The organism is Pseudomonas sp. HD6515 (genome assembly GCF_024971855.1).
Lineage (GTDB): Bacteria > Pseudomonadota > Gammaproteobacteria > Pseudomonadales > Pseudomonadaceae > Aquipseudomonas > Aquipseudomonas alloputida.
Genome location: NZ_CP079827.1, coordinates 1,930,147 through 1,949,307 on the forward strand (window position 1 = coordinate 1,930,147; position 19,161 = coordinate 1,949,307).

Consider the following 19,161-nt stretch of genomic DNA (forward strand, 5'->3'; position numbering starts at 1 on the left):
GTTAATTTTCCCGGTGTTCCATCCGTTTCGTAGGGATAGCCGAGTTGTTACTCGAAACCCATGTGCACGGATGAAACCCGATGAATGTTGAGAAGTCCCTGAAGCTCGCCCGCCGTTTCATTGAGCTGCCGGTGGAAAAGCGGCGGCTGTTTCTCGAAACCCTGGCCAGCGAGGGTATCGACTTTTCACAATTCCCGATCCCTGCGGACGTCGCCGTCGACGATCGCCATGCACTGTCCTATGCCCAGCAGCGCATGTGGTTTCTGTGGCAACTGGACCCACACGGTGCCGCCTACAACCTGCCCAGTGCGGTGGTGCTGAAAGGGGCGCTGGACACCTCGGCGGTACAGCGCGCGTTCGAGCAGGTACTGCAGCGTCACCAGGCCCTGCGTACTGTATTCCAGACCCAGGGTGACGACGTGGTGCAAGTGGTGCAGCCAGCGGCCATCGTCATTGAAGAACACGACCTTCAGGCGCTGGCCGCCGAGGCCCGCGACGCCGCCGTCGCGCAGGCGGTGCGGGACGAAGCCGGTTTGCCCTTCGACCTCCAGCAGGGCCCGCTGTTTCGCGTACGCTTGTTGAAGCTGGCGGCACAGGAGCATGTGCTGCTGTTGACCCTGCACCATATCGTCGCCGACGGCTGGTCGATGAACGTGCTCATCCAGGAATTCGTCCACGGCTACGATGCCTTGGTTCGCGGGCAGGTGCCGGTGCTGCCTGAGTTGCCGATCCAGTACAGTGACTATGCGCTGTGGCAGCGGCGTTGGCTGGAGGCCGGGGAGCAGGCGCGACAGCTGGCTTACTGGCAGGCCAAGCTGGGCGACCAGCACCCGGTATTGCAGTTGCCTGCCGACTACCCGCGCCCGCTGCATGCCAGCCGCCAGGGCCAGCGCCTGCCCATCGCGGTGCCACAGGGCCTGAGCGAGCGCCTGGCTGGCCTGGCGCGTCAGCAAGGGGTCACCTTGTTCAGTGTGCTGTTGGCCGGTTTCAAGCTGCTTTTGCAACATTACAGTGGCCTGCAGGACATCCGTGTCGGGGTGCCGGTCGCCAACCGCAATCGCGAAGAAGTCGAGGGGCTGATTGGCGTATTCGTCAACACCCAGGTGTTGCGCACCGAGCTCGACCCGCAGATGTCCGTCGCCCAATTGCTGGCCGATATCCGCGAAACCACCCGCGCGGCCCAGAGCCACCAGGATTTGCCGTTCGAGCGTTTGGTCGAAGGCCTGCAAGTCGAGCGCAGCCTCAGCCACACGCCGTTGTTCCAGGTGTTGCACAACCATCAGGCGAACGTCGCCGACATCGGCGCCTTGCGCAGCGAATCAGGCCTTGAGCTGCACGTGCTGGAGCGTCACGAGCGCAGTGTCCAGTTCGAGCTCACCCTCGATACCGTGGAGCGCGACGGCCAGGTGCAGGCCGCCTTCACCTATGCCCGCGAATTGTTCGCCCCGGCCACCATCGAACGTATGGCGAGCCATTGGCTGAACCTGTTGCAGGCCATGGCCGCCGACCCGCTGGCGGCCATCGGCGATTTGCCGCTGCTGGGTGCCGGCGAGCGGCAGCGGCTGCTGCAGGCCAGCCAACCGGCCGCCAGCGAGTTCGCCGTCGACAACATACTTACGCTGTTCGCCGCGCAGGTGGCGCAGCAGCCGCAGGCCCCGGCACTGGTGTTCGGCGACCGGCAACTGAGCTATGCCGAACTCGATACCGATGCCAACCGGCTGGCACACCAACTGATCGAGTGGGGCGTCGGGCCTGAAGTACGGGTGGGTATTGCAGTCGAACGGTCGGTGGAGATGATCGTTGGCCTGCTGGCCATCCTCAAGGCCGGCGGTGCCTATGTGCCGTTCGACCCCGAATACCCGCAAGAGCGGCTTGCCTACATGCTCGACGACAGCGGTGTTCAACTGCTGCTGACCCAGCAGGCGCTGCTGCCCCGTCTACCGCAGGACACACAAGTGCGCTACCTGGTGCTCGACCAGGCAGCAGAGGAGCTGGCGCGCTTCAGTACGACGGCTCCGCCTGCACAGCTGAATGCCGATAACTTGGCCTATGTCATCTATACCTCGGGCTCTACCGGGCGTTCGAAGGGTGTCACCATCAGCCATGGCGCCCTGGCCAACTACGTACAGGCGGCCTTGCAGCGCCTGGCGCTGGGCCGGGTCGCGAGCATGGCGGTGGTCTCCACGCTGGCGGCCGACCTTGGCCATACCACCCTGTTCGGCGCACTGTGCAGCGGCAGCTGCCTGCATGTGATTGCCCTGGACATCAGCCTGGACGCCGAGCGCTTTGCCGCCTACATGCACGCACACGCGGTGGACGTGCTGAAAATTGTCCCTTCCCACCTGCAGGCATTGCTCGATGGCCCGCACCCGGCCCGGGCACTGCCGCAGCGTGCGCTGGTGCTGGGCGGCGAGGCTTGCCCCGCCGGGCTGATGGCACAACTGGCGCAGCTGGCCCCGCACTGCACGCTGTTCAACCATTACGGCCCAACCGAAACCACCGTGGGCGCGCTCGCTGATGCGGTCGAGGCGCCACCGGCGACCGGGCGTGCGCCGCTTGGGCGGCCGTTGGCCAACATGCAGGCTTATGTGCTGGACGCTTCGCTGCAACCGCTGAGCACCGGTTGCCAGGGCGAACTGTATCTTGCCGGTGCAGGGGTGGCGCGAGGCTATCACCGCCGCGCGGCGATGACCGCTGAACGCTTCGTGCCCAACCCGTTCGGGGCCGCCGGTAGCCGGGTGTACCGTACCGGCGATCTGGCGCGGCAGTTGGCGAACGGCCAGGTCGATTACCTGGGGCGGGTCGACCATCAGGTGAAGATTCGCGGTTACCGCATCGAACTGGGTGAAATCACCGACACCCTCAAGCGCCAGCCCCGTGTGCACGACGCCGTGGCCGTTATCCACGGCACCGGCAGCGCGGCCCGTATCGTCGCCTACGTGGTGCCCGACAGCCAGGCCGACGCCCCGCAGGTGCTTGCCGACGTACAAGCGGCGCTGGCCAGGCAGTTGCCGGACTACATGCTGCCGAGCCGCTTCATGGCATTGCCCGGCATGCCACTGACACTCAACGGCAAGCTCGATTTACGCGCCTTGCCGGTGCCTGACGAAGGCCCGGCACAGGCCTACCGTGCCCCGCAGACCACCTTGCAGCAGCTGGCGCTGATCTGGCAGGACGTGCTGAACGTCGCCCAGGTAGGGCTTGACGACAACTTCTTTGCCCTGGGTGGGCATTCCCTGCTGGCGACGCAGATCATCGCCCGGGTCCGGCGCATCCTGGGGCGTGACGTACCGTTGCGCAGCCTTTTCGAAAGCAACTCGCTACAGGGCTTTGCCGAACAGGTACTGGGCGCTGGCGCGCAGCACGTCGAGCCGATCGCAGCGGTGCCGCGTGACCAGCCCCTGGTCGCGTCGCACGCCCAGCAGCGGCAATGGCTGTTCTGGCAGATGCAGCCGCACAGCACCGCCTACCACACACCTATGGTCGTGCGCCTGCGTGGCGAACTGGATCGTGCCGCATTGATCCAGGCCTTCGCGATCCTCTGCGAACGCCATGAAGCCTTCCGCACGACGTTCGTCGAGCGCGATGGCGTGTTGCTGCAGCGCATTCAGCCTGCGGGTGAATTACCGCTAACCTGGGGCCGACTGCCAGCAACGGCCGAGCTGGCACAGATACAGGCTCAGGTACTGGCCGAGACCCAGCGGCTGTTCGACCTGGGCACCGGCCCGTTGTGGCGCGCCAAGGTGCTGCAGTTGGGCGAGCAGGACCAGTTGCTGGTGGTCACCTTGCACCACATCATTTCCGATGGTGGTTCGATGAGCGTGATGGTGCGTGAGTTCGTTGCCCTGTACCAGGCCTTGCACCGGGGCGAGGCGCCGGCATTGGCCAAGCTGCCGATCCAGTACGCCGATTACGCCGCCTGGCACAAGCACTGGCTCGACCAGGGCGAGCTCCAGCGCCAGCTGGACTACTGGCGCGGGCAGCTGGGAAGCGAGCAGCCCATCCTGGAGCTGCCAATCGACCACCCGCGCAGCGCGCTGAAAGACCACCGGCTGGGGCGCGTCGCGTTCGCCCTGGACAGCGAACTGGCGCAGCGCTTGCGGCAGTTGGCGCGTGAGCATGAGCTGACCCTGTTCCAGCTGTTCCTCGGGGCTTTTGCCCTGTTGTTGCAACGCTACTGCGAACAACCCGATGTGCGCATCGGCATACCGGTGAGCAACCGTAGCCGGCAAGAGCTGGAAAACGTCCTGGGCTTTTTCGTCAATACCCTGGTCATGCGCGTCGAAGTCGACCCGGCCATGAGCGGCGCGGCGCTGCTCAGCCAGGTCAAGGCCACGGCGCTGGCCGGCCAGGCGCATCAGGACCTGCCGTTCGACCGCCTGGTCGAGGCCTTGAACCCGCAACGCTCGCTGGACCGCAACCCGCTGTTCCAGGTGATGTACAACCACCTCAGCATTGCCGGCCAGCAGGTGGGCAGCACCAGCCTGGCAGGTTTGCATGCCGAGGAAATGACCCTGCAGGGTGGCACCGCGCAATTCGACCTGACCCTGGAAACGCTAGAGACCGACGCGGCGATCAACGTGTCGTTCCTCTACGCTGCCGAGCTGTTCGAAGCCGCTACCCTGCAACGCATGGCTGAGCACTGGTGCAACTTGCTGCGCGGCCTGGCCGCCGACCCAGCCCAGGCTGTCGGCGAGCTGCCGTTGCTGGCGCCGCAGGAGCAGGCGGCCCTGTTGCAGGGCTGGCAACAGGCGGGGCTCACGGCCGCGCCGGCGGCGGTTCACCAGCTGATTGCCGAGCAGGCCCGGCGCCAACCGCAAGCGGTAGCGCTGCTGATCGGCGACCAGCAACTGAGCTACGGCCAGCTTGAGGCCCGGGCCAACCAGCTGGCACACCGCCTGCGGGCGCTGGGTGTCGGCCCGGACGTGCTGGTGGGCATCGCCCTGGAGCGTTCGCTCGACATGGTTGTCGGTTTGCTGGGCATTCTCAAGGCCGGTGGCGCGTTCCTGCCGCTGGACCCCCAGTACCCGGCAGAGCGCCTGGCCTACATGATGCAGGACAGCGGCATCGACCTGTTGCTCAGTCACAGCCGGGTGCTGCCGGGCCTGGACGTGCAGGCCGGCATGCGTACGCTGCTGCTCGACCAACGGGTTGAGCAGCCGGGCGCCGACCATGCGCCGACCGTGGCATTGAGCCCGCAAAACCTGGCCTACGTGATCTACACCTCGGGTTCTACCGGCCAGCCCAAAGGCGTTGCGGTCGCACACGGGCCGCTGGCCATGCACTGCCTGGCCACTGGCCAATGGTACGAAATGACCCCGGCGGACCGTGAGCTGCATTTCCTGTCGTTTGCCTTCGACGGTGCTCATGAACGCTGGCTGACCTCGCTGGTCATGGGGGGCAGCCTGCTGCTGCGCGACGATGAGCTGTGGAGCCCCGAGCGCACCTACGAGGAGATACGCCGGCATGGGGTGACCATGGCCGGATTCCCGCCGGCCTACCTGCAACAGCTGGCCGAGCATGCGGCGCATGCCGGTAACCCTCCACCGGTTCGTCTTTACAGCTTTGGCGGCGATGCCATGCCGCGGGCGACTTACGAGCGGGTGCAGCAAAGCCTGCAACCCCAGGTGATGATCAATGGGTATGGCCCCACCGAGACCGTGGTCACGCCGATGGTCTGGCGTACCCGCGCCGGGGATCATTGCGACAGCGCCTATGCCCCGATCGGCCAGCCTGTCGGCGAGCGCAGTGCGTGTGTGCTGGACGCCGACCTGGGCCTGCTGCCAGCAGGCGTGGCCGGGCAGCTGTACCTGGGCGGTGCCGGCCTGGCCCGTGGCTACCTGGGGCGCCCGGGGCTGACGGCCGAGCGCTTCGTGCCCGACCCGTTTGGCACCGAGGGTGCGCGCCTGTACCGCACCGGTGACCAGGTTCGCCTGCGCGCCGACGGGCAGTTCGATTACCTGGGGCGGATCGATAACCAGGTAAAAATCCGTGGCTTCCGCGTCGAGCTGGGCGAAATCGAGGCGTGCCTGCTGGCCTGCGCCGAGGTGCGCGAGGCCCTGGTGGTAGCCGTCGACGGCCCAAGCGGCAAGCAGCTGGCGGCATACCTGGTGCTGGCCGATAGCATTGCCGCACACGGGCCGGCCGAGCAGCGCGAGCAACTGAAGGCGGCGCTGCGCCAGAGCCTGCCGGACTACATGCTGCCGACCCATTGGCTGGTGCTTGAGCAACTGCCGTTGCTGCCCAACGGCAAGCTCGACCGCAAAGCACTGCCGGCACCCGACTTCAGCGCCCTGCAGCAGGCCTACGTGGCGCCACGCAATGCCCTGGAGCAGCGTCTTGCCGCGTTGTGGCAGCGCGTGCTGAAGCTGCCGCAGGTGGGCGTGAGTGACAACTTCTTCGAGCTCGGGGGCGACTCGATCATCTCGATCCAGCTGGTCAGTCGGGCGCGTCAGGATGGCCTGCTGTTCAGTGCCCGTGATCTGTTCGAGCATCAGACCGTGGCCGCACTGGCCAGCGTTGCCCAGGTCGGCGCATGCGAGGTGCAAGCCGACCAGGGGCCGCTCAGTGGCGAGCAGGTGCTGCTACCGGTGCACCAGCTGTTCTTTGCCCAGGAGATCCCGGCACGTCACCACTGGAACCAGTCGATCCTGCTTGAACCACGGCAGCCTTTGAACGCTGCTGACCTGGACCAGGCCCTGCACGCCCTGGTCGAGCACCATGATGCCTTGCGCCTGAGCTTTGCGCCCGCCGATGACGGCTGGAAGGCGCACTACCGCAGCCCTGCCCAGTGCGCCCAGGCGGCGCTGCTGTGGCAGGCCGCGGTGGATTATGAAGGTGGGTTGCACACTTTGCTCGAGCAAGCGCAGCGCAGCCTTGACCTGGAAAACGGGCCATTGCTGCGTGCCTTGCTGGCAACGCTGGCGGACGGCAGCCAGCGGTTGCTGTTGGTCGTTCATCACCTGGTGGTGGATGGGGTGTCATGGCGCATTCTGCTGGAGGACCTGCAACAGGCCTACGCTGCCGTGCTTGCGGGTAACCAGCCGAACCTGCCCGCCAAGAGCCATTCCATGCAGGCATGGGCCAAGCGCTTGCAGGGGCATGCAGCGCACATGCAGGGCCAGCTTGGCTACTGGTGCGAGCAGTTGCAGGGGCGCGCCGCACTGCCACGTCGGCAGGTCAGCGACCTGGCCGCAGCCAATCAGCAGTGCCACGCCCACACGGTTTACAGCCGCCTGGACCGGGCATGGACCGAGCGGCTGCTGCGCGAGGCGCCGGCCGCCTACCGCACACGGGTCAACGACCTGCTGCTGGCAGCCTTGGTGCGGGTGATTGCAGGCTGGACCGGGCGCGACGAAGTGTCGGTGCTGCTGGAAGGTCATGGCCGTGAAGCACTGTTCGACGACCTGGACCTCAGCCGCACGCTCGGCTGGTTCACCACGGTGTTCCCGCTGAAGCTGGCGGTGCCCAGCGAGCGTTCCCACACCTTGAAGCAGGTCAAGCAGCACCTGCACAGCATTCCCGACAACGGCATCGGTTTCGGGGTGCTGGGCCAATGGGGCAGCGCCGAGGCGCGCCAGCAACTGGGCCATGCACCGCTGCCGGAAATCACCTTCAACTACCTGGGCCAGTTCGATGGCAGCTTCGATCAGGCCGAAGCGCTGTTCGTGCCGGCCAAGGAAGACAAGGGCGCCGATCACGACGCGCAGGCGCCGCTGGGCAACCTGTTGAGCCTCAATGGCCAGGTGTACGGCGGTGAGCTGAGCCTGGGCTGGACGTTCAGCCGCGAGCTGTTCGATAGCGCCACCCTTGAGCGCCTGGCCGCAGATTACACCCGCGAGTTGCAGGCGTTGATCGAGCACTGCTGCACACCGGGGGTGTGCGGTGTAACGCCGTCCGACTTCCCGCTGGCGCGCCTGTCGCAGACCCAGCTGGACCAACTGCCAGTGCCCGCGGCCGAGATCGCCGACCTCTATCCGCTGGCGCCGATGCAGCAGGGCATGCTGTTCCACGCCTTGTACGAGCAGCAGGCGGGGGATTACGTGAACCAGATGCGCGTCGATGTCGACGGCCTGGATGTCGAGCGTTTCCGCCGTGCCTGGGAGGCTGTACTGCAGCGCCACGATATCTTGCGCACGCAGTTCCACTGGGAACACGAGCAGGCCCTGCAGGTGGTACGCAAACACGTTGAACTGCCGTTCGTGGTGCACGACTGGCAGGGGCGCGAAGGCCTTGAGGCTGCCCTCGAGCAACTGGCACTCGACCAGCGCCAGCAGGGCTTCGACCTCAGCCAGGCGCCGTTGCTGCGCCTGGCGCTGGTGCGCACCGGTCCGGCTCGACAGCACTTGCTCTATACCAGCCATCACATCCTCATGGACGGCTGGAGCAACTCCCAGCTGTTGGGCGAAGTGCTGCACCAGTACGCCCTGCTGGGCGACGGGCAGCCCTCGGCATTGCCACCGGTCACCAGCCGCTACAGCGATTACATCGGCTGGCTGGGCCGGCAGGACGCCGCTGCTGGTGAAGCGTTCTGGAAAGACTGCCTGCGCGACCTGCAAGGGCCCACCCGCCTGGCGCAGGCCATTGCCTACGAGGCCCAGGCCGAAGCCGGGCAGGGCTACGCCGAGCATGTGCAGGTGATCGATGCCGCCACCACCGGGCAACTGGTGGCACTGGCGCGTCAACACAAGGTCACCCTCAACACCTTGCTGCAGGGTGCCTGGCTGTTGCTGCTGCAACGCTATACCGGGCAGGACAGCGTCACGTTCGGGGCCACGGTTGCCGGGCGCCCGGCGGCGCTCAAGGGCATCGAGCAGCAGGTGGGCCTGTTCATCAACACCTTGCCGGTCACTGCCAGCCCGGCCCCGCAGCTGCCGTTCGCGCAATTCCTGCAGCAGCTGCAGGCGCAGAACGTGGCCATGCGCGAGTTCGAACACACCCCGCTGTTCGACATCCAGCGCTGGAGCGGGCAGGGCGGCGAGGCCCTGTTCGACAACATCCTGGTCTTCGAGAACTACCCCGTTTCCGAAGCACTGCAGCAGGGTGCCCCGGCAGGCTTGAGCTTCGGCGAGGTCTACAGCCGCGAACAGACGCATTACCCGCTGACCTTGTCGATCAGCCAAGGGCAGACCTTGCAGTTGCACTACAGCCATGCGCTGGAGCATCTGCAGCGCCCGGCGCTGGCTGCGCTGGCGGACAACTTCCAGCATGTGCTGCAGCAGTGCCTGAGCTTGCCGCTGGACAGCTGCCTGGGCGCGTTCTGCCTGGTAGCCCCTGCCACCCGCGAAGGGCTGTTGCAGCACGTCAACCAGACGGCTGCCGATTACCCGCTGCAGCACAGTTATGCCGAGCTGTTCGAAGCGCAGGTCGCCCGTACCCCACAGGCGGTCGTTGCGCGCTGCGGCGACCGGCAGTACAGCTACAGCGAGCTCAACCGCCGTGCCAACCGTGTGGCCCATGGGCTGATTGCGCTGGGGGTCGGGCCTGACCAGCCAGTGGCATTGCTGGCGCAGCGCAGCCTTGAGCTGCTGGGCATGATGGTGGGCACCTTCAAGGCCGCCGCCGGCTACCTGCCACTGGACCCTGGCCTGCCACAACAACGCCTGAGCCATATCGTCGCCTTGAGCCGCACCCCGGTGTTGCTCTGCACCGAGGCGTGCCAGGCGCAGGCCGAGGCTTTGCTGGACGCACTGGACGAAGCACCGCGGCCGCAGCTGCTGGTGCTGGAAACCCTCGACCGGCCTGGCAGCGCCGAGCACGACCCGCAGCGCTACAGTGGCCCGCAGCACCTGGCATACGTGATCTACACCTCGGGCTCGACCGGGCAGCCCAAAGGGGTGATGGTCGAGCAGGCGGGCATGCTCAACAACCAACTGAGCAAGGTGCCTTACCTGGGCCTGGGGCCGGACGACGTGATCGCCCAGACTGCGTCGCAGAGCTTCGACATCTCCGTGTGGCAGTTCCTTGCAGCGCCACTGTTTGGCGGCTGTGTACAGATCGTGCCAAACGAACTGGCCCATGATCCCGAAGCCTTGCTGCAGCACGTGCGCGAGCAGCGCATCAGTGTGCTCGAGAGTGTGCCGTCGTTGATCCAGGGTATGTTCCAGGCCCCGGCCATTGCCGTGCCGTCGCTGCGCTGGATGCTGCCCACTGGCGAAGCGCTGGCGCCGGAGCTCGCTCGTCAATGGTTGCAGCGCTATCCCGATGTCGGGCTGGTCAATGCCTATGGGCCGGCCGAATGTTCCGATGACGTGGCGTTCTTCCGCGTCGACCTGGCGAGCACGCAAGGCGTGTACCTGCCCATTGGCAGCCCCACTGACAACAACCGCCTGTATGTGCTGGACGCCGCGCTGGAGCTGGCGCCGCTGGGCGTCACCGGAGAGCTGTGCGTGGCAGGAACCGGCGTGGGCCGTGGCTATGTCGGCGACCCACTGCGTACTGCCCAGGCCTTTATTCCGCACCCTTGCGGGGCGCCCGGCGAGCGCCTGTACCGCACTGGCGACCTGGCCCGGCGCCGTGCCGACGGCGTGCTGGAATACGTCGGCCGGGTCGATCACCAGGTCAAGATCCGCGGTTTCCGTATCGAACTGGGCGAAATCGAAGCCGCGTTGCTCGACAGCGATCAGGTACGCGAGGCGGTGGTGATGGCCCAGCCCGGCGTCAACGGGCCGCAGTTGGTGGCCTATTGCGTGGCGGATGACGCTGTGGCTGCCGACGCGCTCAAGCAACAGCTCAAAGCCAGCCTGAAAGCCCGTCTGCCCGACTACATGGTACCTGTGCACTGGGTGCTGATGGCGCGTCTGCCGCTGACGCCGAACGGCAAGGTAGACCGCAAGGCGCTGCCGCTGCCGGACATGAGTCAGGCACGCCAGGCCTATGTTGCCCCGCGCAGTGAACTGGAGCAGCAGCTGGCCGCGATCTGGCAGGACGTGCTCAAGCTTGAGCAGGTGGGGCTGGACGACAACTTCTTCGAACTGGGTGGCGATTCGATCGTTTCCATCCAGGTGGTCGGGCGCGCCCGCCAGGCCGGCATCGCCTTCAGCCCCAAAGATGTTTTCGAGCAGCAGACGGTGCAGGGCCTGGCGCGTGTCGCTCGGCGGGGTGCCGCTCAGCAGCAGATCGACCAGGGCCCGGTCAGCGGTGAGCTGCACCTGCTGCCGGCCCAGGCCGAATTCTTCGCGCTGGCTATTCCCGAGCGCCATCACTGGAACCAGTCGGTGCTGCTGGACGCCCTGCAGCCGCTGGATGCCGACCGGCTGGAACACGCCCTGCACCAGTTGGTGGTGCACCATGACGGCTTGCGCCTGAAGTTCGACGAAAGCGAACAGGGCTGGCGCGCCAGCTTCGGCGAAGCGCACGTGCGCCACGCGCTGTTGTGGCAGCGTGACTGTGCCGATGCGCAGGCGCTGGAGGCATTGTGCGACCAGGCCCAGGCCAGCCTGTGCCTGGGCAGCGGCGACCTGGTGCGTGCGGTGCTGGTAACGCAACCGGGCGAGTGCCAGCGCTTGTTGCTGGTGATCCATCACCTGTTGGTCGACGGGGTGTCCTGGCGAATCCTGCTGGAAGACCTGCAACGCGCTTATCGTCAATGCGTGGCGGGCCAAACGGTGGTGCTGCCGGCCAAGACCAGTTCGCTCAGGGACTGGGCCGGGCAGTTGCAAGCCTATGCTGGCAGCGAAGGGCTTGGCAGCGAGCTGGCGTACTGGCAGGCGCAGTTGCAGCACGACCACGCCGAGCTGCCCTGCGACCACCCAGGTGCCGGGCAACAACGCCGACGTGCGCGCACGGTCAGCACGCAACTTGACCGCGAAGTGACCCGGCAGCTTCTGCAAGAGGCTCCGGCCACCTATCGTACTCAGGTCAACGACTTGCTGCTGACTGCGCTGGCGCGCGTGGTGGGTCGCTGGAGCGGCCAGGCCGCGACGCTGATTCAGTTGGAAGGGCATGGCCGAGAAGAACTGTCCGCCGACCTTGACCTCAGCCGAACCGTCGGCTGGTTCACCAGCCTGTACCCGGTGTGCCTGCGCGTCGAGGGCGAGCTGGGCGCGTCGATCAAGCAGGTCAAGGAGCAGTTGCGCGCCATCCCCAACAAAGGCCTGGGTTACGGTGTACTGCGTTACCTTGGCAGTGACGAGCAGCGTCAGGCCCTGCAAGGCCTGGCAACACCACGCATCACCTTCAACTACCTGGGGCAGTTCGACGCCAGCTTCGATGGCGCCGGTGATGCCTTGCTGCAACCTTCCCGGCTGGGCGTCGGCGCCGAGCAGAGCGCTGACGCGCCGCTGGAAAACTGGCTCAGCCTCAATGGCCAGGTCTATGGCGGTGAGCTGCGCATGGGCTGGACGTTCAGCCTCGACCTGTTTGACGAACAGACCGTGCAACGCCTGGCGGACGATTACGGGCGCGAGCTGCGCAGCCTGGTCGAGCATTGCCTGCAGGCCAACGAGGCCGGTGAGCAGGGCATGACACCTTCGGACTTCCCGCTGGCGGGCCTGAGCCAGGCCCAGCTCGATGCGTTGCCGGTACCGGCGGCGCAAGTCGAAGACATCTACGCGCTGTCGCCGATGCAGCAAGGCATGCTGTTCCACTCGCTGTACGAGCAGGGCAGTGGTGACTACATCAACCAGATGCGTGCCGATGTGCAGGGGCTGGATGCCGAACGGCTGCGGGCCGCCTGGCAGGCAGTCTACGACCGCCACGAGGTGCTGCGCGCCAGTGTGCTGTGGCAGGGCCAGCAGCAACCGTTGCAGGTCATTCACAAGCACCTGGCCGTGGCGCTGGTGTACCAGGATTGGCGCGAGCGGCGGGAGCTGCCCACCGCGCTCGACCAGTTGGCCAACGCCGAACGCCTGCGCGGGTTCGACCTGGGCAAGGCGCCGCTGCAACGCATCCAGGTCATCCGCATTGGCGACGATCGCTACCACCTGATCGATACCAACCACCACATCCTCATGGACGGTTGGAGCTATTCGCAGCTGCTGGGGGAGGTACTCGAACAATACGGCGCCCAGGCCCGCGGCGAGCCTCGCCCAGCGGCGCCGGCAGGGCGCTACCGCGATTACATCGGCTGGTTGCAGCGCCAGGATGCGCAGGCCAGCGAGCAGTTCTGGAAAGCCCGCCTGGCGGACCTGGAACAGCCCACACTGCTCAGCCGCAGCCTGGCGACCGGCCAGCCATTGGCCGAAGCCGGCATGGCCGGGCAGGGGCAGGTTGTCCTGCTGCGTGATCGCCAGCAAACCCGCCAGCTCAGCGATTTTGCCCGGCAGCACAAGGTCACGCTCAACACCTTGATGCAAGGGGCCTGGTTGTTGCTGTTGCAGCGTTATACCGGGCAGGCGGCGGTCGCATTCGGTGTCACCGTCGCGGGCCGTCCTGCCGAGCTGCGCGGCGTCGAAGCGCACATCGGGCTGTTCATCAACACCTTGCCAGTGGTTGCCAGCCCGCGCCCGGAACAACCCGTGGTGCAATGGCTGCAAGCGTTGCAAAGCCTCAACCTGCAATTGCGTGAACACGAACACACGCCATTGTTCGAGATCCAGCGCTGGGCCGGTCACGGCGGCGAGGGGCTGTTCGACAGCATCATGGTGTTCGAGAACTACCCGGTCTCGGAGATCCTCCAGCAAACGGCACCCGAGGGGCTGCGTTTCGATGCGGTGCACAACCATGAGCAGGCCAACTACCCATTGACCCTGGCGGTCAACCAGGGCGAGACGCTGTCGGTGACCTTCGGCTACGACCGTGGCTGCTTCGCTGCCGTGCAGGTCGAGCAACTGGCTGGGCACCTGCGACAGTTGCTGGAGCAGATTGTCGAGGCCTCGGCGCACCAGGCGCTGGGCAGCCTGACGCTGCTCGATGCGCAACAGCAGCAGGCCACCTTCGCCCAGTGGAACCCTGCCCCCGCCGAGCACCCGGCCAACCAGGCCCTGCACAGCCGCATCGAGGCCCAGGTGCAGCGCACCCCCGATGCCATCGCTGTCACCTGCGAGGGCCAGGCCCTGAGCTATGCCCAGCTCAACCAGCGTGCCAACGCCCTGGCCCGGCGCCTGGTCGACGACGGGGTCGGGCCCGACGTGCTGGTCGGCCTGGCTGCCGAGCGCTCGCTGGACATGGTTGTTGGCATCTTCGCCATCCTCAAGGCTGGCGGTGCCTATGTGCCGCTGGACCCGGCCTACCCGGCCGACCGTTTGGCCTACATGATCGAAGACAGCGGCCTGCAGCGCGTGCTGGCACAGCCCCAGGTGCTGGCCAGCCTACCGGTGCCGGCAGGCGTGCGCGTGCTCAGCCTGGAAAGCAATGATGACAGCAGCCAGGCCGACCCGCTGGCCTGCTCGCCGGTCACGGTCAGCCCGGACAACCTCGCCTACGTGATCTACACCTCCGGTTCCACCGGCAAGCCCAAGGGCGTGCTGCTGCCGCAGCGCAACGTGCTGCGCCTGTTCACGGCCACCGACGCCGACTTCCGCTTCGGCAGCGACGACGTGTGGAGCCTGTTCCACTCCTATGCCTTCGACTTCTCGGTGTGGGAAATCTTCGGCGCCCTGCTGTACGGCGGGCGCCTGGTGATCGTGCCGCAGCACACCAGCCGCTCACCCGAGGCCTTCTACCAGCTGCTGGCCGATGAACAGGTCACGGTGCTGAACCAGACCCCGTCGGCGTTCAAGCAACTGATGGCGGTGGCCACCACGGCTGAGCCGCAGCGGCCACTGGCACTGCGCAGCGTGGTGTTCGGGGGCGAGGCGCTGGACGTCAACAGCCTGGCACCGTGGTTCGAACGCTTCGGCGACCGCCAGCCGCAGCTGGTGAACATGTACGGCATCACCGAAACCACCGTGCATGTCAGCTACCGGCCGCTGTCGCTGGCTGACCTGGGCAAGGCGGCCAGCAGCCCGATGGGCGTGCCGATCCCCGACCTGTCCTGGTATGTGCTCGACGGCGACCTGAACCCGGTAGCCAAAGGCTGCATCGGCGAGCTGTACGTGGGCCGCGCCGGCCTGGCGCGCGGCTACCTCAAGCGCAGCGACCTGAGCGCCACGCGCTTCGTGCCGGACCCGTTCGGTGCCCCTGGCGGGCGCCTGTACCGCACCGGTGACCTGGCGCGCTACCACGCCGACGGGGTGATCGAGTATGTGGGACGCATCGACCACCAGGTGAAGATCCGCGGCTTCCGCATCGAGCTGGGGGAAATCGAAGCCCGCCTGCAGGCCCAGCCGCAGGTGCGCGAGGCCCTGGTGCTGGCCCAGGAAGGCGCGACCGGCCAGCAGCTGGTGGCCTACCTGATCCCCGCTGCCGAGGTAGCGCTGGAGCAGCAGGCCGGGCTGCGCGCGCAGCTGCGCGAACAGCTGAAGGAAGCGCTGCCGGACTACATGGTCCCGGCGCACCTGCTGCTGCTCGACCGGTGGCCGCTGACAGCCAACGGCAAGCTCGACCGCAAGGCCCTGCCCAAGGCCGATGCCAGCCTGTTGCAGCAAGGTTATCGCGCCCCAGGCAGTGAGCTGGAACAGCAGCTGGCAGCCATCTGGCAGGACGTGCTCAAGCTTGAGCAAGTGGGCCTGGACGACCACTTCTTCGAACTGGGCGGCCATTCATTGCTGGCCGTGAGCGTGGTATCGCGGGTGCAACTGGAACTCGGCCTGAGCCTGACCCCGCAACTGATTTTCCAGCACCCAACCCTGGCGAGCTTCGCCGAACAGCTGGCCCAGGCATCTGCGCCGGCGGACACACAAACACTCAGCAAGCTGTCGGCTCTGCTGGACGAAATGGAGGAGGTGTGATGGACACCGCAGTCGCCACGAAAATTGCTCAGCGCTTCATCAATCTGCCGCTGGAAAAGCGTCGCCAATACCTGCAGAAAATGCTTGAAGAGGGCGTATCCCCGGCCAACCTGCCCATTCCGCTGGTGCGCGACGACACCACCGTGGTGCCGTTGTCGTTTGCCCAGGAGCGCCAATGGTTCCTGTGGCAGATGGAGCCTCAGGGCACTGCCTACAACATCGGGGTCAGCCTGCGCCTGCATGGCCCGCTGAACCTGCAGGCCTTGCAAGGCAGTTTCGATGCGCTGCTGGCGCGGCACGAGAGCTTGCGCACCACGTTCACCCATGACAGCCGCGACGGTGGCCCACGCCAGCAAATCGCCCCACAGCTGACGGTAGCGATCGAATGCCGTGAGCGCGGTGTGGGCGATGAGCAGGCGCAGATTCAGGCCTTTGTCGAAGCCCACCGGGAGCAGCCGTTCGACCTGCAACATGGCCCCGTGTTGCGCGTGGCGTTGCTGCGCCTGGCGGCCGAGGACCATGTGCTTAGCCTGGTGGTGCACCACATCGCCGCTGACGGCTGGTCGCTGAAGGTCATGGTCGATGAACTGCTGCAGGGTTACAGTGCCTGCTGCCAAGGGCATGCCGTGGCTGTTCGGCCGCTGCCCATCCAGTACGCCGACTATGCCATCTGGCAACGGCGCTGGATGGAGGCCGGTGAGCGCGAGCGGCAGCTGGCCTATTGGCAAGCGCAGTTGGGTGGCCAGCAGCCGGTGCTGGAACTGCCCACCGATCGGCCCCGCCCGGGGCTGATGAGCTACCGCGGCGCACGGCACGACTTCAGCTTACCGGCCGAACTGTGCCAACGCCTGCAAGACCTGGCCCGCCACGAAGGGGTGACCTTGTTCGTGCTGTTGCTGGCCGCGTTCCAGGCCTTGCTGCAGCGCTACAGCGGGCAGCAGGACATTCGCGTGGGTGTGCCCATCGCTAACCGCAACCGGGTAGAAACCGAAGGGTTGATCGGGTTTTTCGTCAACACCCAGGTGCTGCGCGCGCAAATCGAGCCGCAGCAGACCTTCCGCGCGCTGTTGCAGCAAGCCCGCCAGGCCGCCAGCGACGCCCAGGCCCATCAAGAGCTGCCGTTCGAACAACTGGTCGAAGCCTTGCAGCCGGGGCGTAGCCTGAGCCACAGCCCGTTGTTCCAGGTCATGTTCAACCACCAGCGCCAGGGCAATGGCCAGCAGGCCGCCAGCGACACAGCGCTGCGTATCGAGGCTTTGCCTGGTGAAACGCGCACCGCGCCGTTTGACCTCACCCTGGAAACCTTCGAAGCGCCAGGGCAGATCGGCGCTTCTTTCAACTACGCCACCGATCTGTTCGATGCCACGACCGTGGCGCGCATGGCCGGGCACTGGCTGCAATTGCTGGACGGCATCGTGGCGGACGCGGGCCAGCGAATCGCCGCGTTGCCACTGCTCAGCGACCGCGAGCTGGACGTGATCGGCCAGGCCTGGAATGACACGGCGGTGCCGGTTGCCGACGCCTGTATCCAGCACCTGATCGAGCAGCGTGCCCATGCCACACCGCATGCACCGGCCGTGCAGTTCGAAGACCAGACGCTGAGCTACCAGCAACTCAACGAACACGCCAACCGCCTGGCCTGGCGCCTGATCGAAGGCGGCGTGGGGCCGGACGTCAACGTCGGGGTGGCCCTCGAACGCTCGCCACAGATGCTCGTCGCCTTGCTGGCCGTGCTCAAGGCCGGGGGTGCCTATGTACCGCTGGACCCCCACTACCCGGACGAGCGGCTGGCCTACATGATGGAGGACAGCGGCATCAGGCTGCTGCTGACCCAGCCGTCGCTCCAGGCACGCCTGCCGATACCGGCCACGGTCCAGTGCCTGTTGCTGGCGCCCGAGCACCCGCTGGGCAGTGGCTGCAACGTGGCAGCCTACAGTGTGCACAACCCGCAGCCGCACCTGTCGGCCGAGCACCTTGCCTACATGATCTACACCTCGGGCTCCACCGGCAGGCCAAAAGGGGTGATGGTGCCCCACGGCGCGCTGGTCAACTTCATCGCCAGCATGGCCAAGGCGCCGGGGCTGGCTACCGGCGACCGCCTGTTGTCCTTGACCACGTTCTCGTTCGATATCTTCGGGCTGGAGTTGTACTTGCCGCTGGTGCAGGGCGCCTGCGTGGTCCTGGCCGGTCCGGATACCGCACAGGACCCGCAGCGGGTGCTGGAGCTGGTAGCGCAGCAGTCAGTGACCGTGCTGCAGGCCACCCCTTCGACCTGGCGCATGCTGCTAGACAGCGGCCGCGGCGAGGTGCTGGCCGGCTGCACGAAGCTGTGTGGCGGCGAAGCGCTGAGCGATGACCTGGCCCAGCGGCTGCTGGCCCTGGGCGGGCCGTTGTGGAACCTGTACGGGCCCACCGAAACCACCATCTGGTCGGCGCTGCACCGCTTGCAGCCCGCCAGGCCGCAGGCGTTGCTAGGCAGGCCGTTGGACAATACCCGGCTCTACCTGCTGGGTGAGGACCTGGCGCCAGTCCCTGTTGGCGTTGCCGGCGAGCTGCTGATTGGCGGGGCGGGGCTGGCGCGCGGGTATTACCAGCGGCCAGGGCTGACCGCCGAGCGTTTCGTCCCCGACCCGTTCGCCGGGAACGGTGAGCGGCTGTACCGCACCGGCGACCTGGCGCGTTACCGGGCCGAGGGTGTGGTGGAATACCTTGGGCGAATCGACCAGCAAGTGAAGATGCGTGGCTATCGTATCGAACTCGGTGAAATCGAGGCACAACTGGCGCGTCATCCCGCCATTCGCGAAGCGGCGGTAGTCGCCCGGCCGGGGCCTGGTGGCCAGCAGCTGGTGGCTTACCTGGTGCCGCAGGACGTGGCCGTGGTCGACGATGCGCAAACGCGGGAGGCACTGGGCGAGGCGCTGAAGCGGCAACTGCGCAGCGTGTTGCCGGAGTACATGGTGCCGACCTGGACGACGTTCGTCGCAACCTTCCCCCACACCCCCAATGGCAAGCTTGACCGCAACCGCCTGCCAGCCCCTGACCTGAGTGTCGCCCGGGTGGCCTACCTGGCACCGCAGAGTGAGCTGCAGCAGCAGGTGGCGCAGATCTGGCAGGAGGTGCTGCACGTCGATCAGGTCGGCCTTGCCGACAACTTCTTCGACCTCGGCGGGCATTCGCTGCTGGCCACCCAGGTCACCGTGCGGCTGCGTGAGCAGTTGAAGCTGGAAACAGCGGTCAAGGCGCTGTTCACCACCCACGACCTGCAAACCTACTGCGCCGAGATCGCTGGTGCTCAGCCGCACACCCAGGCGGTCAACGATGCCTTGGCTAAATCCTTGGAGGCCCTCAAACGTCTATCAGCCGAAGATCTGGAAAATCTGATCTCTTGACA

The 19,161-nt window shown here is 66.4% G+C and carries 2 protein-coding genes; both read left to right on the forward strand.

Annotated features, from left to right (window positions below; all coding sequences use genetic code 11):
- The first annotated feature begins 80 nt into the window (after nt 1-80).
- Nucleotides 81-15,770, forward strand: coding sequence for a non-ribosomal peptide synthase/polyketide synthase (locus tag KW568_RS08995; protein ID WP_004573637.1), 15,690 nt, complete (start codon nt 81-83; stop codon nt 15,768-15,770).
- Entirely contained in the window at nt 15,770-19,159 is a 3,390-nt protein-coding gene (locus KW568_RS09000) for a non-ribosomal peptide synthetase (protein WP_004573636.1), read from the forward strand. The genes KW568_RS08995 and KW568_RS09000 overlap by 1 nt, the downstream gene beginning before the upstream one ends.
- Nucleotides 19,160-19,161 lie beyond the last annotated feature (2 nt).